This is a genomic window from Tenuifilum sp. 4138str (genome assembly GCF_041102575.1).
Classification (GTDB): Bacteria; Bacteroidota; Bacteroidia; order Bacteroidales; family Tenuifilaceae; genus Tenuifilum; species Tenuifilum osseticum.
On the sequence record NZ_JBGCUE010000010.1, the window covers coordinates 65,716 to 87,751 of the forward strand.

General features: G+C 43.0%; 15 protein-coding genes. 9 read left to right on the forward strand and 6 right to left on the reverse strand.

Annotated elements, in window-relative coordinates:
- Window positions 1–35 precede the first annotated feature (35 nt).
- Window positions 36–1,151, reverse strand: a complete 1,116-nt coding sequence (locus tag AB6811_RS10205; protein WP_369490358.1) for a hypothetical protein — start codon at window positions 1,149–1,151, stop codon at window positions 36–38.
- Window positions 1,152–2,024: 873 nt separating this feature from the next.
- Here AB6811_RS10205 and AB6811_RS10210 point away from each other — a divergent pair.
- From AB6811_RS10210 to AB6811_RS10245, 8 genes are all read left to right on the forward strand, one after another.
- On the forward strand, window positions 2,025–2,195 hold the full coding sequence (locus tag AB6811_RS10210; RefSeq protein ID WP_369490359.1) for a hypothetical protein: 171 nt from the start codon (window positions 2,025–2,027) through the stop codon (window positions 2,193–2,195).
- A 591-nt stretch (window positions 2,196–2,786) separates the two neighbouring features.
- Window positions 2,787–3,746, forward strand: coding sequence for a lytic transglycosylase domain-containing protein (locus AB6811_RS10215; protein WP_369490360.1), 960 nt, complete (start codon window positions 2,787–2,789; stop codon window positions 3,744–3,746).
- Window positions 3,747–3,754: 8 nt separating this feature from the next.
- On the forward strand, window positions 3,755–6,607 hold the full coding sequence (gene uvrA / locus AB6811_RS10220; protein WP_369490361.1) for an excinuclease ABC subunit UvrA: 2,853 nt from the start codon (window positions 3,755–3,757) through the stop codon (window positions 6,605–6,607).
- Window positions 6,604–8,127, forward strand: coding sequence for an AbgT family transporter (locus AB6811_RS10225; RefSeq protein WP_369490362.1), 1,524 nt, complete (start codon window positions 6,604–6,606; stop codon window positions 8,125–8,127). Before uvrA ends, AB6811_RS10225 begins: the two co-directional genes overlap by 4 nt.
- Before the next feature lie 57 nt (window positions 8,128–8,184).
- Window positions 8,185–8,562: a DUF1987 domain-containing protein gene (locus tag AB6811_RS10230; RefSeq protein ID WP_369490363.1), complete on the forward strand. Its 378-nt coding sequence runs from the start codon at window positions 8,185–8,187 to the stop codon at window positions 8,560–8,562.
- A gap of 8 nt (window positions 8,563–8,570) precedes the next feature.
- Window positions 8,571–10,472 (forward strand): tetratricopeptide repeat protein, encoded by a 1,902-nt coding sequence (locus tag AB6811_RS10235; protein WP_369490364.1) that lies wholly within the window; start codon window positions 8,571–8,573, stop codon window positions 10,470–10,472.
- A 49-nt stretch (window positions 10,473–10,521) separates the two neighbouring features.
- Window positions 10,522–11,451 (forward strand): OmpA family protein, encoded by a 930-nt coding sequence (locus AB6811_RS10240; protein WP_369490365.1) that lies wholly within the window; start codon window positions 10,522–10,524, stop codon window positions 11,449–11,451.
- An 8-nt stretch (window positions 11,452–11,459) separates the two neighbouring features.
- On the forward strand, window positions 11,460–13,148 hold the full coding sequence (locus AB6811_RS10245) for an OmpL47-type beta-barrel domain-containing protein (protein ID WP_369490366.1): 1,689 nt from the start codon (window positions 11,460–11,462) through the stop codon (window positions 13,146–13,148).
- A 396-nt stretch (window positions 13,149–13,544) separates the two neighbouring features.
- On the opposite strand, the gene AB6811_RS10250 is transcribed toward AB6811_RS10245, so the two are convergent.
- From AB6811_RS10250 to AB6811_RS10270, 5 genes are read right to left on the reverse strand one after another with little or no spacing between them, the layout of a single operon-like run.
- Complete coding sequence (locus tag AB6811_RS10250) at window positions 13,545–13,838, reverse strand: PG0541 family transporter-associated protein (protein ID WP_369490367.1); 294 nt, start codon at window positions 13,836–13,838, stop codon at window positions 13,545–13,547.
- 17 nt (window positions 13,839–13,855) lie between these two features.
- The gene (locus tag AB6811_RS10255) at window positions 13,856–17,002 is read right to left on the reverse strand and encodes an efflux RND transporter permease subunit (RefSeq protein ID WP_369490368.1); all 3,147 of its coding nucleotides are present in this window, start codon (window positions 17,000–17,002) and stop codon (window positions 13,856–13,858) included.
- An 18-nt stretch (window positions 17,003–17,020) separates the two neighbouring features.
- Window positions 17,021–18,064 (reverse strand): efflux RND transporter periplasmic adaptor subunit, encoded by a 1,044-nt coding sequence (locus AB6811_RS10260; protein WP_369490369.1) that lies wholly within the window; start codon window positions 18,062–18,064, stop codon window positions 17,021–17,023.
- Between the two features lie 26 nt (window positions 18,065–18,090).
- The gene (locus AB6811_RS10265; RefSeq protein WP_369490370.1) at window positions 18,091–19,452 is read right to left on the reverse strand and encodes a TolC family protein; all 1,362 of its coding nucleotides are present in this window, start codon (window positions 19,450–19,452) and stop codon (window positions 18,091–18,093) included.
- Between the two features lie 21 nt (window positions 19,453–19,473).
- Window positions 19,474–20,100 (reverse strand): TetR/AcrR family transcriptional regulator, encoded by a 627-nt coding sequence (locus AB6811_RS10270; RefSeq protein ID WP_369490371.1) that lies wholly within the window; start codon window positions 20,098–20,100, stop codon window positions 19,474–19,476.
- 174 nt (window positions 20,101–20,274) lie between these two features.
- On the opposite strand from AB6811_RS10270, the gene lysS reads away from it, so the two are divergent.
- A complete protein-coding gene (gene lysS, locus AB6811_RS10275; RefSeq protein WP_369490372.1) occupies window positions 20,275–21,999 on the forward strand; it encodes a lysine--tRNA ligase in 1,725 nt (574 codons plus the stop codon).
- Window positions 22,000–22,036: the final 37 nt, after the last annotated feature.

Consider the following 22,036-nt stretch of genomic DNA (forward strand, 5'->3'; position numbering starts at 1 on the left):
TTTTATACTTACTATGTTGAAACGGGAAGTATTTACTACAAAGCCAACTCAAACATAAACTCAATAACCCCCTTACATTTTCCGTTGGAAATACTACGGTTTAAATCAATAACAAACTTATTCTTTTTGTAAATATGATAGGCTAATCCAATAATCTCACGGGTTTTCTCAATATCTGTTCCGGTATAGTCAGTATAACGCATAACACCGTAAGCACCAAACAAGCTGAAGCGGTTTTTCAAGAACTTTACTTCTAGGAAAGCATTCAAACCCTTAGCTTTGTATGAGTTGCCCAAAGAATCGGCCAGTGTACCCTCATGGTTTCCCAGCGAACGGAATAGCTGCCCTGTAAGAACAAGTCTGCGAGATTCATAGCTCAAGAAACCCGTATGTGTATCCCAATCGGGGTAGAGTGCTGTATTACCCTTACCATGTGCTCCTGCATAGGAAAACTGTAAACCGGGTAAACGCTCAGGCATTGGCCGTACACTTAACCTCCACTGAAAAGTTTTATTGTTATTGAATTCAAGAGCATGGTAACCACCTCCGTTAAATACCCCCAATGCAATTGAACCAAATTTGCCGGGATAAGCATTGCTGACTGTTTTTTGGTAACCCTCATCAACCTTTCCACCCAGTAAAACCGATGTGGTAACCCCGAAATCGGCCGATGTGAGGATTTTCATGTCATCGAGGTACTGGCTAGCAACAACTCTGTACGCGTTAACCTTTTCCTCGAAATCGATAAAAGGGGTTGGAACTTCTCCAATTAATAGTTTAGGGCTTGTGAATACCCCATAACTGCCCTCGTCCTTAAGCTCAACATAGCAATACTTTAAGCGCATTTCAAGGTCACCTTCACCATCGCCCTCCTTGTCAATTGTTAGGTCGGGAGTTATACGCCCCGATAGATACTTATTCAACGATTTCTCAAAGTTGATATAACCCCTCTTCACTGAAAACTCGTTGAAGTTACCATTGCCTTCCACATAATACCTGTAGCCAAGAAAAATTTGGGTTGAAATCTTACTGCTTTCCAAAAGCTGCAATATCCTTTGATTTTGATGGTAAATTATTGAGTCGTTTACCTCTTGCGCGTAAACAAAATGTTGCAAAACCATTAAAGCCGATAGGAAAACAATATTTCTCATTGCTAAAATTTTAGGCAAAGATAGTTACGTCTATGTAAACTATATGTTAAGGTTTAAACGGTATGTTAAGTTAATGTTAAGTTTAACCCAAGTAACATGAATTTAGAGGAATGAATCGGAATGAGTCGGAATTATTCGGAATCAAAAGAATATGACGGAGTTAGAAGAAGTTAGAAGGAAAGTGAACAGTTAAACCCAACAATAATATGGCGGATAGAGCTAGCAAAGTTGGCTGCCACATTAGGTGTAATGAGATGTTTCGCTAACGCTCAACATGACAACATTTTTACATGCAACATTCAACGGACAACATCCTTGTCATCCTGAGCGCAGCGAAGGATCTCCCTATTAAGTGCAAAAATGAGATGTTTCGCTATCGCTCAACATGACAATATTCCTACGAACAACGGAAAACGCTTCCAGCCCCGTAGGGGCAAATCAACTAAGCCCAGGGTTTTAACCCTGGGTATTGTGGTATTCAAAATTATTGGCGATGCACGCAACACATAATCCAAAGAGCAAGGGTGAACCGTTGCATCGCAACTGAATGGTATTGCAAAGAACAATTTCAGGAAACCCAATCAAAAGAGATAAAAGATTAGAAGGTACGAAAAGATGTTTCGGCTAGCTCAGCATGACAATTGTTTCACGAAAAACGAGCAACAAACAACGTTTCCAGCCCCATAGGGGCTAAATATTTGTAACTCTAGGGCAATTCCCCTCATATGGCGATGCAGGCCATGCATAAGCCAAAGAGCAACGGTGAAGTTTTGCATCGCAAAGGAAAAACATCGCAAAGAGTGATTTTCATGTTCTTTCTTGTCTTGATACAAGAAAGAATCAAAGAAAATCAAGGCTGAAAAGCCCAACCCGATGGGTACCCCGCGGGTGGAACTGCCACGCGATACAATTCGCCACGCCTGTGGCGTGATTCATGTGGTATCGCTTACTAAGCCCACCGCCACGTTCCACCCCCGACCCATTGCCGGGTCTGGCTTTTATGCCTCTGCCTGCTTCTTCCGCTTCATTCCCTCTCAGGAATAAAGTCTGGGATGAAGCCGTTTTCCACAAACAACCCAGATGACCCCTCTAAATCTCCCCTGAGAGGGGAGACTTTAGCCCTGCAATAAGGTCTCCTAATTGCTTCCCCCTCTCCTGTCAGGAGAGGGGTGGGGTGAGGTCGTTTTTTACGAAAAACGAACAACGAGTTACTAGCAACGCTTCCCACCCCGTAGGGGCGTAATATTTGTAACACCATGATTATTCCCACATGTATAGCGATGCACGCAATACCTTTTCCAAAGAGTAACACTGAAACGTTGCATCGCAATAGAACAGCATGGCTAAGAGCAGCTTCCAAAAAAACAACAAGGATTAAAGGTTAAGGGATGCTTCGGAGGAGTCTATCCCGATATAGCGGGACTCAGCACGACGGGGAGCTATTTCGGCAGTAATTATCCTGTAAATTGGAAATCAAAATGACAAAAATCCCTAATTAAACGGTATTGGCGGTATTATTAATAATTCAAAAATATTGAAGGGGTGTGCTTTTTGAAGATCAGCGCTAAATTGTATTTTTGTAGATTAAGTTAACAAATTGGTTCGGGTAACGTTAAATGGTAAAACTTCGTTTACATGATTAATAGAAAAATCGTTTTAATAGGATTGGTTGTAACTGCCATATGCTTTTTTGTTTTAATGCTATCGTTCATTCCAAGGCCAAATTCGGGATTTGAGAGGTATAAATCGTTAAACCCTTGGAGCGACTCGGTTTACCAATCGTCGCTTATTTTTGCAATCCCCATACCTGAGAAGTTGAGTTTTGCCGGTGAGGAAGTTCCCCTTCAGCATTTCGATGTTCGTGAATCGCTTGACCGTGAACTACATGTTAACACCTTTTGGCACTCGCAAACGGTTCTTCTGCTAAAGCGAGCAAACCGCTACTTCCCAATTATTGAGCCAATACTCAAAAAAAACAATATACCTGACGATTTTAAATACCTTGCTGTTGCAGAGAGTGGCCTTACCCAGGCAGTATCACCTTCCAAAGCAGTTGGATTCTGGCAGATACTTGAGGGTACAGCTAAAGAATACGGGCTTGAGATTAGTAAAGAGGTGGATGAGCGGTACCATATTGAAAAGTCAACTGAGTTAGCCTGCCAGTACTTTAAAAAAGCTTTTGAGAAGTATGGTACATGGACCATGGCAGCAGCATCGTACAACTTTGGCATGAACGGTATTACAAAGCAAATTGACCGGCAGGATAGTAATTCGTATTACGATATGGTTTTGGGCGACGAAACCGGCAGGTATGTGTACCGTATATTAGCGCTTAAGGTGATTTTTGAGAACCCCAAGCAGTACGGTTTCTTTCTGGATAGCACTGACCTTTATCCACCACTTGAGTACACTGAGGTTAAAGTTGACAGCACCATTACCAGCATTGCTAGTTTTGCAAGGCAGTACGGCGTTAACTATAAACTCATCAAACTCTTTAATCCCTGGCTTAGGGAAAATTACTTGCCAGGCAAGCAAGGCAAATCGTACCTTATAAAGATACCACGTAAAGGTTTCCGTGAGGAGGCATATAAATAGGTTTTAGCATGTTTCAGGATATTGATAAATCGGCCTTAACCGATGAGGGTGAAATTGTTGTTGAGGGTGCACGCGTGCATAACCTGCGGAATGTTGATGTTACAATTCCACGGCAAAAGCTGACGGTAATTACTGGCCTGAGCGGCAGCGGAAAATCATCATTAGCATTTGATACCATATATGCTGAGGGTCAGCGCCGCTACATGGAAACCATGTCGGCCTACGCCCGGCAATTCCTGGGTACTCTTGAGCGACCTGATGTTGATAAGATTTCAGGGCTTAGCCCTGTGATTTCCATTGAGCAGAAAACCACCAGCCAAAATCCCCGCTCCACTGTGGGGACAATTACAGAAATCTACGATTTCCTCCGTCTGCTTTACGCCAGAGCGTCAACAGCCTACTCATACCAAACCGGGGAGGAAATGGTTCGTTATACCGATGAGCAAATCATTAACCTGATAAACGAAAGGTTTACGGGTAAACGAACCGCAATCCTAGCCCCTGTGGTTCGTGGACGCAAGGGGCACTACAAGGAACTTTTTGACCAGCTAAGGCGCAAGGGTTACCTCAACGCCCGTATCGATGGGGAAATAACGGAGCTACGACCGGCCATGAAGCTCGACCGCTATAAAACTCACTACATTGAACTTCTTGTTGACAAATTCCGTGTAGGCGAGGGCGATTTAAAAAGGTTAAGCCAGTCGGTGGCTACAGCAATGAACATTGGCAAGGGAATCATCATGGTGCTTGATATGGATAACGGTGAATACCGTTACTTTAGCCGCAACCTGATGTGTCCTACAACTGGCATATCGTACGATGAGCCTGAGCCATACACATTTAGCTTTAACTCTCCCAAAGGGGCATGCACACACTGTAATGGATTGGGTTACATAAACCAAGCCGATATTGAACGAATTATCCCCGACCCACAGCTGAGCATTAAACGAGGTGGTATTCAACCCTTGGGACCATATAAAAACTCGCTGATATTCTGGCAACTGGAAGCAATTGCCTCAAAGTACGATTTTTCACTTTCCGATCCCATTGGACAAATCCCTGAAGAGGCACTAAACGTGATTCTTTACGGTTCCGAAGAACAGTTTAAGCTAAAACACCCAAGCATTGGGGTAAACAGCTCATACTTCCTGAGCTTTGAAGGAGTAATCAGCTACATCCAAAACCATCAAACCAACGATGAGCTGAATGGCAAGGGCGACCGGTGGGCAAACCAGTTCATCAAACAGGTAACCTGCCCAACCTGCAAGGGAACAAGGCTGAAAGAAGAATCGCTATGGTTCAAGGTTGATGGCAAAAGCATAGCCGATGTTTCAGCCATGGACATTGAAACACTCTGGCATTGGCTTCAGGGTCTTGAGAATCGTCTTGGCAGCAGGCAAAAGGCAATAGCCACCGAAATACTTAAAGAGATCAGGGAGCGCGTACGCTTTTTGCTCGACGTAGGATTGGGTTACCTTTCGTTAAACCGCGGTTCTTCAACCCTATCGGGTGGCGAGAGCCAACGCATCAGGCTGGCCACCCAAATTGGTTCAAAACTGGTTAATGTGCTTTACATACTCGATGAGCCAAGTATTGGGCTTCATCAGCGCGATAACATCAAGCTCATAAACTCGCTTAAGCAGCTGCGCGATGCAGGCAACTCCGTGATAGTGGTTGAACACGATGAGGAGATGATACGCTCAGCCGATTACGTGGTAGATATTGGCCCACGCGCCGGCAGGCATGGCGGGAAAATAGTTGCAACAGGCACTCCCTCGGAAATACTGATGTCCAACTCGCTTACCGCTCAGTACCTCAATGGTCAACTTAAAATTCCTATTCCTAAAGAGCGGCGCAAGGGTAACGGAAAATTCCTAACCGTAAAGGGAGCACGAGGCAATAACCTGAAAAATATCACCGTGAAATTTCCTTTAGGTACATTTATCTGTGTAACGGGCGTATCGGGTAGCGGTAAATCAACCTTAATAAATGAAACGCTATACCCTGCCCTCAGCCGCCATTTGTACCGTTCATATGCTCAACCGTTGGAACACGATGGGATAGAAGGAATTGAAAACATTGACAAAGTGATTGATGTTGACCAATCGCCCATTGGACGCACGCCCCGTTCGAACCCAGCAACATATACTAACGTATTTACGGATATTCGCAAGCTCTTTGAGTTAACCCCCGATGCAAAAATAAGGGGATACAAGGCTGGACGCTTCTCATTCAACGTTAAGGGCGGACGATGTGAAACCTGTAAGGGCGGTGGCGTTCAGGTAATAGAGATGAATTTCCTCCCCGACGTTTACGTAAAGTGTCCCGACTGTTTTGGACGTCGGTATAACCGCGAAACGCTTGAGGTAAAGTACAAAGGTAAAAATATCAGCGAGGTGCTGGACATGACCATTAACCAGGCCGTGGAATTCTTTGACAGCATACCGCAAATCCATCAGAAGTTAAAAACGCTCCAGGACGTTGGACTGGGCTATATAACATTGGGGCAACAATCCACTACCCTATCAGGGGGTGAAGCCCAGCGTGTGAAGCTGGCCACAGAATTAGCCAAACGCGATACCGGGAAAACCCTCTACATTCTGGACGAGCCCACTACAGGTTTACACTTTGACGATGTACGCATTCTGCTTGAGGTGCTCAACAAACTCGTTGACCGTGGTAACACGGTTATAGTAATTGAGCATAATTTGGATGTAATTAAATCGGCCGACTACATTGTTGACCTTGGCCCCGAGGGAGGAGCCGCAGGAGGCCAAGTGGTATGCTCTGGCACCCCCGAAGATATTGCAAAATCGGGTTGTGGTTTCACTTCGGAATTTTTAAAGAAATGTATTATATGAACGAAAAGAGAAAGAGAAGTTTTAGCGACAAGGTTTTACATGGTATAGAGGTTGCAGGGAATGCCTTGCCCCACCCTGCTGCACTTTTTGGACTATTCGGACTAGTTACAATACTGTTTTCATATATCGGTTTCCTACTCGATTGGCAAGGGGTTAATCCTGCCAACGGGGAAACAGTTAGGGTCATAAACCTACTATCCAAGGAAGGGTTACATCGGATTATACTGGGAATGGTTGATAACTATACCGGATTTGCCCCCCTAGGAATTGTTATGGTAGCCATGCTTGGGCTTGGAGTTGCTGAGAGCAGCGGTTTAGTAAAGGCTGGTATCAATGAACTTCTGCTAAAAGCGCCCAAGAAATGGATTACCTTTATGATTGTGCTTACGGGTATTCTTTCGAACATAGCATCTGACCTGGGCTACATACTTATTATACCCCTTGCAGGCGTTATTTTTCATACCCTAGGTAGAAATCCACTTGCGGGAATGTCGGCTGCTTTTGCAGGGGTAAGCGGAGGCTTTAGTGCAAACCTTTTAATTGGCACAATCGATCCTTTACTGGCAGGCTTATCAACCGAAGCTGCACGCATTATTGACCCAAACTACTACGTAATGCCTACAGCCAACTACTACTTTATGGCTGTATCAACCATTTTAATTGCAATTGTTGGAACTTGGGTTACTCACAAGTGGATTGAGCCACGCCTAGGTAGCTACAAAGGAAGTGTTGAGCCCGAAAAAATCGAAAAGCTATCAAAGGGTGAAATAAGAGGCCTTAAAGGAGCTTTGGTAACATTAATTATTTGGCTATTGCTATTTGCCATCGGGTTGATTCCTCAAAATGGTTTGCTCAGGGGAGCCGATAACAGCATTTTGCATTCCCCTTTGCTTAAGGGTTTTATTGCTATTCTTTTTTTAATGGCCTCATCAATGGGAATAGTTTACGGCTACCTGGCAGGCACATTTAAAAAGCACGATGACATATTTAAGGGGATGAGTACAAGCTTTAAGAGTATGGTTGCTTTTTTGGTTCTAGTTTTTTTTGCAGCGCAGTTTGTAGCCTGGTTTAAATGGAGTAATTTGGGATTACTTATTGCAATTAAGGGAGCAACACTACTGCATAGCATTGACATAGGGCTTATACCCCTTGTAATTCTTTTCATCATTTTTTCAGGCTTCATAAATCTTTTCATGGGAAGTGCATCGGCCAAGTGGGCGATTATGGGACCTGTGTTTATACCTATCTTCATGCTTTTAGGTTACTCCCCAGAGCTTTCACAGGCAGTTTTCAGAATAGGCGATAGCATAACCAATATTATCTCGCCCATGATGAGTTTTTTTGCACTAATCATTGTTTACTACCAAAAATACGATGATAGAGCAGGGATTGGCACCATTATTTCCACCATGCTGCCATACACCATTGCATTCTTTATTTCATGGGCCCTATTACTAATAGCATGGATTTTACTGAAATTGCCTCTGGGGCCCGAAGCCAGCCTTTTATATCCTGCGTAGCCATTTTGGAACTTTTGCCGTCCTAAGTTCGTTAAATAAAAAGTTAATGCTAGCGGTATGGATACACTAAAAATTGAGAAACGAATCGACTCACCCATGGTGCTGGCCGATGGTGAATCGGGATACTTTGAGGTGAATGGCAAATCGTTGCCCGAAGATGCCATTGAATTCTATAAACCCCTTGAAAAATACGCCCAGGAGTACGTAAAATCACCAAAGCAAAAAACAACCATTAACCTAAAGCTGGAGTACCTCAACACCTCGTCGTCAAAAAAACTACTCGATATCATAGGTTACTTTGAAGCATTGCCATCGCAGGGGTACGAGGTGGTGCTTAACTGGTATCACCGCGATGAGGACCAGGATATGATTGATGAGGGTATTGAGTTTGCCCACATGACTAGCCTTAAAGTTAACTTTATAGTGGAGCAATAGAACTAAGTATGTTTAGGTTTGTTCAATACTATGTTTTATTGGTTTTGGTTGCATTTGCAAATTTTACTGCGCAATCGCAAACAACCCCGCTAGGCAGCAGTAAGGAACTCCAAAATAGCTTACAGCAAGCCAAGGAGCTTGAAAGTAATGGCGACCTAAACGGTGCACTATCAATTTACAACAAAACCGCAACAGCTTACTGGGTTAATGGAAAGCTTACCGAGGCTCGCGACATTTTCTTAAAAGCAGCATCGGTTGCCGAAAAACTTGGAAACCAAAATGCACTCAAGGTAATTTACACCAACCTTGGGATGGTTTTTGTTGATTTGGAACAGTATAGCGAGGCCATTGCGCAGTTCGAAAAAAGTTTAGCCATAAACCGCTCACAGAAAAATAAAGCGGAAACAACGGCTACCCTTATTAACATAGCAAATGCCTACAAAGAATTGGGCAAGTACCCAAAAGCCCTTGATTACGCTGAACAGGCCAATACCATTGCACTTGAGATTAACGATGCAAAGCTTCTGAGGAACACATACTCGCTACTGGCTGAAATACACGAGGCGCTTGGAAATTCTGAAAAATCGTCGGAGTACTTCTCCCTCTATACAGCCTTTTCCCGTAAAATTCAACGCGAGGAACAGCTCAAAAAGGAAGCAGAGGCACAGAAAATTGTTGAGGAAGCAAAGGGGCAACTCCAGGTAATAAAAAGCGAAAAGGAACTCACTGAAAAGGAACTTAGCGAAAAACAGAGAGTACTTGAAACCGTAAAGGATAGTCTCGATAAAGTGGAGCAGCTAACGCAAGAGCAAAAGTTACAGATAGACCTACTAAATAAGGAGAATGCACTGCGCGAGGAAAAAATCAAAAATCAGATTCTGGTTCGCAACATCTTTATTGTAATCATAGCGGCTACCATAGGCATGCTTGGCCTAATATCCCATTACTACCTTCAAAAGAAACGCTCCAACGAGGAACTTGCACGCCAAAAAGCCATGGTTGAGGCCAAAAGCCAGGAACTGATGCAAGCCCTCCAACAGATTAAAAAACAAAACCGCGATATAACCAGCAGCATTAACTACGCGCAGCGAATCCAGCAAGCCCTACTACCCACATACGACCAATTGGTCAGCTACATACCCAATGCTTTTATCATGTTCCGTCCGCGGGAGATTGTAAGTGGCGATTTTTACTGGTTTGCAGCTTATGGCGGCCAGGAAATAGCCGCCAGTAAGCAAAACCGACACATGATAGCTTTGCCCAACATTCCCAAGAACGACTTTGGCTTTCTGATTGCAGCGGTTGACTGCACAGGTCACGGTGTACCCGGAGCATTCATGTCCATGATTGGGCTAAACCTACTTGATGTGATTATACGCAGTGGGTTAACACAACCCAACCTGATACTTAATGAGCTGCATAAGCAGGTGCGTTACCTGCTTAAACAGGAAAATAACGATAGCCGCGATGGCATGGACATGGCCCTAATCCGAATAAATGGCGATGGCCGAACAATTGAGTTTGCCGGAGCCAAAAACCCTATTGTTTACATAACTAACAACCAGTGTTTCACCATTAAAGGCGACCCTGTACCCATTGGCGGTTTACAGAAAGAAGAAAAACGAGAGTTTACCCTACATACCATCACTATCGATTCGCCTACCAGCCTATACCTGTTCTCCGATGGATATATCGACCAGTTTGGCGGACCTGAAAACCTTAAGTTTACATCCAAACGATTCAGGGAGATGCTCCTTGAAAACCATAACATGCCTATGGTAGCCCAACAGGAACAACTTGAAACAGCTCTTGATGAATGGATTGGCTCGGAAAATAACCAAATTGACGATGTTCTTGTCATTGGACTTCACCTAACAGGTAAACCTTTTAAAATAGATAGCCAAACTTAACTGCAAATTGATAAAAACTTTTATTTTTGTGTATACATCACATTAAACCATGAGTAAGCAATATTTTGGGGTTTTAGCTTTTTTGTTTCTTTGTTCATCGGTATTGGCTCAAGAAAATGCCAACAATGTTTATGTGAATGACAATGGCGATGTTTTTGTAAAAGCCGATGCGCCTATATACTTTTTCATCAGCCCCGAGAACCAGCCCTCCCAGAAAGTGCTCATTCCCAGTACCGACAAGGCCGCTAACCCGATGTATTTTGATGGCGATGGTAAACACTACCTGGTGTATGAGAGTAAGGGTGAAAAGGTACGCTTCCTAATTTGGGCCGATGGAGTGGGTCCTAAATCAAGCTTAAGAGTTGAAAAAGGACTTCTCTTTAACTACAACAACAGGGTTTATGTGGAGGACAGGGCATCATATACGCCCAGTGCGATCGATTCAAAATCGGGTGTAAAGCAATCGTACATTGCCGTTGATAACCAACCGTTTGTTCCTTTTAAGGAAAATATTGATATTGAGCGAACCGGCGAGTACTCAATTAAGATTTACTCAACCGACAATGTAGGCAATGTTGGCGATACTGCGGTTTATAAAATTGTAGCAGCCCCCGACGTAACCTTTAAAGCTGATAATATCTACTTTGAGACCGCTAGTGCACGTATTACTGGCAACTCAATCGATAACCTAAAAGAGGTGCTCGAAATCCTTATAAACTACCCTGAGCTCTATGTTGAAATTAAAGCCCATGCCGATAGCCGTGGTTCAAGCGAGTATAACCTTGAATTATCGCAACGAAGGGCCCAGTCGGTGGTGAACTACCTAACATCGAAAGGAATTGAAGGTTACCGTTTAAAAGCCAAAGGTTATGGCGATACCCAACCGGTTAACGAGTGTGTCAAGGGAATTAAATGCCCCGATAGCAAGCTCCGTGAAAACCGTCGCGTGGAATTCCGCTTTTACTTACCAAAAAAATAACCATGAGTATGAATAGGTTTGCTCAAATACTTCTTATAGCCCTTACCGGATTTGCTTTTGGTAGCTTTGCCCAAGAAACCGAGAAAAAAACATTTTATATTGATTCAACCGGAAATCTTTACGTTTCGCCCAGCCAACCTGCTCAAATATACATGGGCACAAAACCCGATGGCTCCAATGCAGTATTGCTTCGAAATATCAATAAAAACTCAACCTCGTTAACGTGGAATGGGTCAGGTCCGCAGCTAATGACCCACCTGGACCTCTACAAAGGCCGGAAAATCCGATTTGAACTTTACGCCGATGGTATTCCACCCCAAACATCCATAAACCCCAAAAGTCTAAATGTACTGGAGCAAAAAGATGCCATTATCATCCGGGGTGGGTCAATAATTGAGCTAAACGCTACTGATGAAGAAGCTGGTGTTGATAAAATATTCTACTCAATTAATGGTAGCAACTTTGCTCCGTACAACACCCCCATAAACCTTACCGATGATGGCGAATATGAGATTAAGGTATACTCAACCGATAAACTCGGTAACAGTGAACCGGTAGTATCCCAAAAAATTATTGTGGACGCCACCCCACCCCAAACCGAAATCTCGTTTAAAGGCGATAAGTACGAAGATGTTTTCTCAGCAAGAGCAGCACTTACCCTAACAGCAAGCGACAGATTTGGTGTAGAATCAACAAAAGTTATGATTGACTCATCGGGCAAATGGACTGATTACAAACTACCCATACAAACCAATACGTTAAATGAGGGATATCATACTCTAACCTGGTACTCAACCGATAGAGCAGGAAATATTGAAGAGCATAGGAGTTACAGATTTTTTGTTGATAAAACACCACCAGTTGTGGTTGAGGAAATTGAAGGAAACTCGTACATGATAGGTACCCGTGAATTCTCATCGGGAAGGAGCCGCTTAAAGGTTATGGCAGTTGACAATAAGGCAGGCGTGAAAGAAATTTTCTACTCATTGAACAACAAGGAATTTCAACTTTACGAAAAACCAGTACTACTGGCCGATATTCTAGGTACGGTAAAACTAAAAACATACGCCATCGATAGGGTTAATAACCGCAGCAACTCCGAAGCTAAAGCTCAGAGCTTTACCATGCCCACCATCGATATCTCTGGGCCTGAACTTGGACACCGCTTTATTGGTCCAAAAGTCATTATCCGCGATACACTTTGGATTGGGCCAGCAACCAAAATTGAACTACTTGCCACCGACAAGGAGGCTGGCGTAAACCGCATTGAATACTCAATCAATCAAGCGCAAAACAGCCAGTACTTTGACCCATTTGTTTTAACCGACGATGGATTCTATAAACTTGAGTTTACCGGTTACGACAATGTGGAAAACGTGAACGTTTCGGGCTTCACCTTCAAGGTTGATACCCAAGCCCCCGAAATATTCTGGCATTTCAGCGTTAAACCTATTGGCTTTGAACAAATTGAAAATCATGACCTTCCGGTTTATCCTGCAAATGTTAGGATTTACGTTGGCGAATCGGATAACCTGACTGCCTCAAATACAATTAAGTATTCCATAAACGGCAATAAAAGTCAGGACTACTCCACACCCATTACAAACCTCAAAGCTGGAATTAATGAGCTAATAATTTGGGCCACCGATGCGCTTGGCAACACACGCATGGAAGCTGTGAGGTTTATTGTAAAATAATTGGCTCACAAAAGGATATAATAAAAAGGCTGCCCAAGGTGCAGCCTTTTTGGTTATCGCACGTTTTCATTCTTAGATTTTCATTGCAAATGCAACTTTTGGGAGTAAACATTAAACATTAAACTTTGAACATTGAACATTAAACTTTGAACATTAAACTTTGAACATTGAACATTAAACTTTGAACATTAAACATTGAACAGTTAACCCGGAGTACCATGAATTAACAAATTCAACGGAGCCAATATAAATGGGGATGCGGAAACATTTTTAGAAGAAATCCATCAATTTAAAAAATCAATTGACGCTTTGGGCTAATTGGTTCTATACCCTATGGAAGCCAAGAGCCAAACCCTTAAAGGTTTGGCTCTTGATTATTTTGTCAGGAATGAGGAATTAAACCATCTTCTCAATATTCCATACAAAGGCATGAATACCTTGTTCCTCTGCAACCTTGTTAATTTGGTTGATATGTACAAGAAGTTTATCAACCTTGTCGTCATCAACAATGGTAAGGATTCCTGAGTTCATCGATGGCCAAGTATGGGTTCCCAAATGGGGTTCACCCTTATCGCTACCAGCGCCAAGCATATCGGCCCATTTGCTGTACCCTTTAACTCCAGCAACCTTTAATGCATTATCAACCTTTTGGGTTAAAGCCTGATTGTATGCTATGAATACTGCTTTCATTTCAATCAATTATTTAGTTAGTCTTCAAAAGATATTTCTCCAGCCGCTGCCTGAAGTTTTTTCCTTTCACGTTTTATACGTGCATTGGCAAAAAGGGCGTAAATAATTGGTACAATTATTAGCGAAATCATCATGGAGAAGAAAAGACCACCAACAATAGATATACCAAGAGGACGCCATATTTCTGAGCCTTCACCAGTAGAGAGTGCCATGGGCAGCATGCCTAAAAGGGTAGTAAACGATGTCATAAGAATAGGACGTAAACGCGATTTACCCCCCTCCAGAATTGACTGGGTAACCGATTTACCCCTATCAACCAAAAGGTTGATAAAATCGACTAGCACGATGGAGTTCTTAACGGCGATGCCAACAAGCATCACAATGGCTATTCCAGAAATCAGATTAATGGTTGATCCGGTTACCCAAAGCGCAATGAACACACCAGTTAAAGCAAAGGGAACAGAGAACATGATTATGAAAGGTTCACGAAGCGACTCAAACTGCGATGCCATAACAATGTAAGTAAGTATCAAAATTAGAACAAATAGTAGCATAAGGTCCTTGAATGTATCGGCCATATCCTTGGCTGCACCGCCAATCTCAACTATTACATTGTTTGGAATATTCATGGTGGCCAACTTGGCATTGATAATATTTGTTGCTGATCCAAGGTCGGTTCCTGAGAGCGCACTTACCACCTTTACAACACGAATTTTATTCTCATGCTCGATGTTGGGAGTAGTATAAACCTGTTTAATTTTAGCCACGTCGCCAACCCGAACCATATTCCCCATAGGTCCTTTGAAAGTGATATTCTCGATATCAGTTACCGATGTGAGGTTGGCATCGTTGTACTTGAGGATTACATCATACTCGGTACCCTCTTCTCTATACTTGGTAGCCGTAAGCCCATACACACGGTTACGAACAGCCGATGCCAACATGGAAGTATTAAGTCCAAGTTGAGCCAATTTATCACGGTCGGGGAAAATTTGTAGCTCCATTCGCTCCTTATCGCGACTAATTGAAACATCGCGGAATCCCTTTTCGGATTTAAGGGTATTGGCTATTTGTTCAGCAATGTAATTGGTTTGGTTAATATCGTAGCCCAGGACTTTAACTTCCATATTGTTACCACCGCCTCCACTAAACGCTGCTGACATAGCGTTTCGTGTCCCACCCGGGTCAACATACGACGATGATATTTGGGAATAATCCTTAATATCGTTGCGAATGCTATCAGCTATTTCAAAAATACTTCTTGAACGATTTTCGACACTGGTGAGCATAAGGCTGTAGTTAACAATATACGAAGCAGCCTTTTGGAAAGCGCTCATCAGTGAGCCACCCTCATCGGTACCAATGCTTGTGGAAACAAGAACTATTTCAGGATACTTTTGACGAACCTTTTGCTCAAAATCGCGCGCAAGCGCCTTGGCCTCATCAATTCGTAAACCTTGGGGAATTTCCATATTTACATTTATTCGACCATTATCTTGAGCAGGGGTAAACTCCTTACCAATTACGCTAAACAAACCAATGCTTCCTAAAAAAATGAAACCAGCTACAATTAGAGTAACCGTTTTGTGTTTAAGCACCCAAGCTAACGCTTTCACGTAAATATCATCGAAAAAGCTCCAGAAACGGTTAACTGCCTCCAAAAACCTATTGCGATGATGCTTGTAGTAAGTCCTCCCCTTGAGAATTCGCGATGAAAGCATGGGCGTTAATGTAAGAGCTGCCAATGTGGAAAGCGTAATGGTAATGCTAACGATCCACCCCAGCTGACGGAAGAAAACACCTGTAAGTCCACCCACAAGAGTTAATGGGAAGAATACGGCAACGATAACAAGGGTTGTGGCAATTACTGCTAAACCCACCTCACGGGTTGCAAATACGGCTGCTTCCATGGGGCTACTCCCTCGCTCAATATGGGTGGTAATATTCTCTAACACAACAATAGCGTCGTCAACAACCATACCAATGGCAATAGCCAATGCCGATAGCGATACAATATTGATTGAGTTCCCTGAAATAAAGAGGTAAATGAATGCTCCAATAAGCGATACAGGTATTGTCAACAAGATAATAATGGTAGAACGCCAACGCCCAAGGAATAAAATTACTACCAAAGCAACAAAAACAAAGGCGTAAATAAGTGTCTCGGAAAGGTTATTGATAGAACTCTGAATGAATTCAGAGGAATCGAGGATCTTTACCACCTGCACATCCGACGGAAGTTCTTTTTTAATTTCATCAAACTTATTTCGAACCTCTCTTGCTATTTTAACAGTATTGGCACCGCTTTGCTTTTGAACCATAAGCCTAACGCCCATACTGCCATTAATTCGCTCGTCAACCAAAACGTGCTTAAGGGTATCCTTAACAGTGGCAATATCCCTTAGGTAAACTAATTTACCGCCATTGTTGGCCACAACCAGGTTCTTAACAACATCGCTGCTGCTAAACTCCCCATTTGTACGAACCGGAAACTCCATCCTGCCTACCTCAATACGCCCAGCAGGTAACGAAATGTTCTCGGCGCCAATTGCTGCACCAACCTGTTCAAGAGTAAGGTTATATGAGTCGAGCTTACGCGGATCAACCTTAACATCGATAATACGAGTGGGTTTACCAATAATATTAACGGTACCCACCCCATCGATACGGCTTAGCTTTTCGACAATTCGCTCATCTATAATTTTTTCGAGTGCGGCATAACTCTTATCGGCCTGAATGCCATAAATAAGAACGGGTATCATGGATGAGCTGAATTTGAAAATGGATGGTTTTTCGCATCCATCGGGTAAAGTCTTTTCAACAAGGCCTATCGCATCTCGAATGTTATTACTTGCCTCATCAAGGTTAATACCATACTCAAATTCACAGATTATAAACGAGATATTATCCTTGCTCGACGATGTTACCTTTTTAAGGTTTTGAAGAGCATTAAGTTGATTCTCGAGCGGTTTAGTTACGTTCACTTCAATATCCTCGGCACTAGCACCGGGATAAAAGGTGATAACGCTTATGCTAGGAATATCCATGTCGGGCATCAGATCTACCGGTATATATAATAGCGAGTAGAAGCCCATAACGATCACCCCAATGAAAACCATCAAGGTAGTAATCGGTTTTTTTACGGCTGAACTGTAAAGGCTCATGGTTTACTGTTTTAACGGTTACTTTTTAACCACTGCTTGGCCGTCGGCAACAATGGTATGTCCTTCAATAATAATTTCTTCACCGGCGGATAGCCCTTTCACTATTTCTACATTATCGTCAAAAACATCGCCCTGCTCCACAGGACGACGAACGGCTCTGCCATTCTGGTAAACAAACACGTACCTCTCGTTTGTCCCCGATTGTTTTAATATAGCAAAGGCAGGAACCAGCAAGGCCTCGCCTTTGCCTACATTGATAATTGCGGTTGCAAACATACCGGGCCTTAGCTTCATATCTGGATTTGCAACCACTACCTCAACCGTAAAGGTTTTGGTCATGTTGTCAATAGTAGGGTAAATCTTTTCAATGTTGCCTGTAAATTCCTTATCGGGGTAAACCTCGGTTTTAACAGTAACCTTCATGCCAGGCTTAATGCTATTTAAATAGGTTGATGACACACCAACCAAAAGCTTTAGCTTATCGAGCTGCATGATTGAAACCACCGCTGGTTTACCAACGCCGGGTGCAGGCGACATGACAAACATCTCTCCATCGTTTATGTATTTACCGGTTATAATCCCATCAATTGGCGATTTTAACGAGGTGTTTTCGTCCAAAAACTCAAGGTTGGTTTTTGCAATATCGTACTGCATCTTAACAGCATCGTACTGCTGTTGCGGAATTGCACCAACTTTAAGCAGGGAATCGACACGCTGAAGGTCAATCTTAACCTTATCGAACTGTATTTTGGCTTGCATGTAATTGGTGCGATCGAGCATGGCAACAAGTTGCCCTGCCTTTACCCTGTCGCCAACATCAACCATAACTTTCTCTAGCCTACCGGCAGTGGCTGGTGCCAAATGGTTCTCCTTGTAGGCCTGAATGGTTGCAGGATACCTAAGCTGACGTTCGATACTAACGGGCTGAATGAGCTGGGTTACCACTTTAGCCTCTACTAAGGCAACGGGTTGAGCATCTTCTGCCTTATTACCCTGACACGAGGCAAGGAAGATCACCACAGAGGCAAATGCAATTGTTTTAATGTTGATAAGTGTTCTCATGGTAATATATGTTTAAATGTTTTGTTTTACTTTTCAAATGGCTCACCTAAAATTTTTTCGTAATCGGTTTTAGCAGTGAGATACTCCAGCTGTGCCTGAATAAGATTTAACTTGGCCTGAAGCATTGCATTTTCGGCATCGTTCAACTCCAAAAGCGTTGCTTGTCCGGTATTGTAGCGGGTTTGAGCAATAGTATATCCTTTTTCCGCCAGGTCAACATTACCTTTTGCCGAGTTCACCTTTTTTACTGCAGCATTCACAGCATTCACAGCATTTTGAACCTGAACCGTCAGGTTGTTTTGCGTAAACTGCGCTTGCATATCAACTTGATGCTGGCTTATGCGTACTTGACTGAGCTGTTTACGAACCGAAAAACCACTAAAAATTGGCACATTGAGTTGCAAACCAACCATCGATGTTGGCACCCAATTGTAGTTGCTGAATTTGTAATCGTTTGCCTGGGTTTGATACTGGTAATTACCAATTGCCACCAGGCTTGGGTAATTTGCACCCTTTACCATTTTCTCCTGAATGGATAGCATTTGTCGGGTAAGGGTAAGTTGCCTTAGGGTTGAGTTACTGCTCAACCAGCTGGAATCGGCAAGTGCCATCTCACTGAAATTGTAGTTGGTAAGTTCCTTTTCGTCGAGTTCAACTGGGGTATTTATGTCGATATTGAGTAACACCTTGAATATATTAAGTAAGTTGGTGTAGGCATTCTCGGTTTGAACCAGATTGGGATAAATATTATCAACCTGAACCTTAATGCGGATAAAGTCGTAGTCGGAAACCATGCCATTGGCATTAAGCTTTTGGATATTATTAAAGTTTGCAACGGCATTCTGGTAACTTTGGTTAATCACATCGCGTGTTCGGCGAAGCAACAGAACATTGTAATACGTTGTTTTGATGTTAGCGGCCAGGTTAATTTTGCTCTCGCGCAACTTTTCCTGACTTATTTCAACATCCTTTTGTCCTAACCGAATCGACTCAAATACATTGTAAACAAACAATGGCATCGATGCGCTAATTGAAGCAGAATAACTATTTGCGCTAATTGAAGCAGAATAACTATTATCGGAGCCAATGGTTAAGGTGGACCCAAAGGGCGAACCTTCAGGCATAAATATTACAGGGAGTTTGAGATTTCGCGTGTAACTAGCCGATGCCTTAATGTTTGGATAAAGAGCAGCCATATACTCTTTTACCTTTTCCTGTTTCTTTTGCAGTTCAAGTTCAGTTACCTTATGCATTAGGTTTTGCTGAATAGCAAGGTCAACCGCCTGCTTAACAGTTAAATGCAATGTGTCGGGCTTTTGCTGCCCAAGGGCTAGGCTTGTTGAAAGGACAAAGCCTGCAAAAGAAAAAATTGTTATTAGCTTACGCATACTGTTAATGTTTAAAGTTTATTATCGAATTTGTTTGTGTTTTTCGTAGTAATAATCAACCAGTTCAATTCCTTTTGAAGTGGCAAGCCCGCGAATAAAATTTACGGCCATGTGTTCAAAAACTTCGGCCAAAGGAAAATCGTTTAAGGAGTTGGAGCCCGGTTCAAATCCGCTACGAAGGAGTTTTGTAAATTCAAAAACCACGCTGGCCACGATTTGTGGATTTACTTCAGCTCTAAAAAGATTATCGGCCTTACCCTTTTCAATAAACTCAACCATTCTCTCCTTCAAGTAATGGTCAAACTCTCCTGCTTGCTTACAAATGGTTTTGGGGTAATTTTTTTTTAAATCGTACATGAAAAGTGGGCTAACATTGCGTAACTTATTGATATGCGACCACATGAACATGATATAGGTCTCAATGTAATGCTCACTTTTGTTCAAAATGCTTTGGACCATGGCCTGCATACTTTCATTCTCGAGTAAAACACAGGCCTCAACTATTTCATCCTTGTTCTGGAAATTTTCATAGATGGTTCGCTTGGAAATTCCTAGGTGCTCTGCCAGCATGTCCATGGTAACCCCACGAATTCCCATTCGCTTGAATAGTTCCAGTGCCCCTTCTACTATCTGCTCCTTAACCGCCATAAAACTATTTAAACTATTTTAGTTTTCTGATGGCAAAAGTAAAACAAAAAACTAAATAAAGGAGAATAGTTTTGTTAATTTACCTGAAAACATGTTTTTGATAATTCAAAGAGTTAAAGTGTCGATTAGCAAAATTCTTGTATTTTTGCAAGTTGCAAAAAATCAGATAAAACAATGGCTTTATACGAAGAACTTAGCGAACAGGAAATATTTCGCCGACAAGCGCTTGATGAATTACGAAGTCTAGGGATTGAACCCTACCCTGCCGCCATGTATCCCGTAACCCATTCCACTGCCGATATCCTATCGGATTTTGAGAACATGAGCCAAAACCGGGCAGAGGTTTATATTGCGGGTAGAATTATGGCTCGCCGTATCATGGGAAGCGCATCCTTTTTTGAATTACAGGACGAGAGGGGTAAAATACAGGTTTACGTGAAACGCGACGATATTTGCCCCGGCGAGGATAAAACCATGTACAACACTGTTTTCAAAAAGCTACTCGATATAGGTGATATTGTAGGCGTTAAGGGATTTGTATTCCGAACCAACATGGGTGAGGAATCGGTACATGCCCTGGAGCTTACACTGCTCGCCAAATCAATACGGCCGCTCCCAATAGTTAAAGAAAAGGACGGCAAGGTGTTTGACGCCGTTACCGACCCCGAACTCCGGTACCGCCAACGCTACGTCGACCTAATTGTCAATCCGGGTGTGCGCGATGTTTTCCGCAAGCGGGCTACCATAATAAACACCATGCGCGAGTTTTTTAATTCCAAGGGATACCTTGAGGTAGAAACACCCATTCTTCAACCCATACCGGGTGGTGCAGCAGCCCGTCCGTTTGTTACGCATCACAATGCACTTGATATCCCCTTATACCTCCGCATAGCCAATGAACTTTATCTTAAAAGATTGATTGTAGGCGGCTTTAATGGAGTATATGAGTTTGCAAAAGATTTCCGAAACGAGGGAATGGACAGGACCCATAACCCTGAGTTTACCGTTATGGAAATTTACGTAGCCTACAAGGACTACTTTTGGATGATGGAATTCACCGAGGAGATGCTTGAGCTTGTAGCCGTTGCCATTCATGGCACGACCAAGGTAACCTTTGGCGATAAGGAGATTGACTTTAAGCGCCCATTCCGCCGTATGACCATGTCCGATGCCATTAAGCAGTATGCTGGCGTTGATATTACTGGCAAGTCCGAAGATGAACTCCGTGCCATTTGCAAGCAGATGGAGATTGAGATTGACGATACCATGGGGAAGGGAAAACTGATTGATGCCATTTTTGGCGAAAAGTGCGAGGAGCATCTTGTTCAGCCAACCTTTATAATGGATTACCCCATTGAGATGTCGCCGCTGTGCAAGCGCCACCGCAACAACCCCGAGCTAACCGAGCGCTTTGAACTTTTTGTCGCCGGCAAGGAACTTTGCAATGCCTACAGCGAGCTCAACGATCCCATCGATCAGCTGGAGCGTTTCCAGGAGCAACTCCGCCTAAGCGAACGCGGCGACGATGAGGCTATGTATATCGATATGGATTTTGTGCGTGCATTGGAGTATGGTATGCCAACCTGCTCGGGCATGGGTATTGGAATCGACCGTCTTACCATGTTCATGACCAACCAACAATCCATACAAGATGTGCTATTCTTCCCGCAAATGCGCCCCGAAAAGAAACCGCAGAAGGATACTGCAGAAGCTTACGCCCAAAAAGGCATTCCTGCCGATTGGGTTCCAGTACTCCAAAAAATGGGTTTTAACACCGTGGCCTCACTGAACGGAGTGGCAGCAGGTAAACTTTTTAACGACCTTTGCGGATACAACAAAAAGAATAAACTTGGACTCCCCAACCCCACCATGGACGATGTGAAACGATGGGTGGAATAGAGATATTACTTTAAGTAAACTTTTTAAGGCCTAGCCA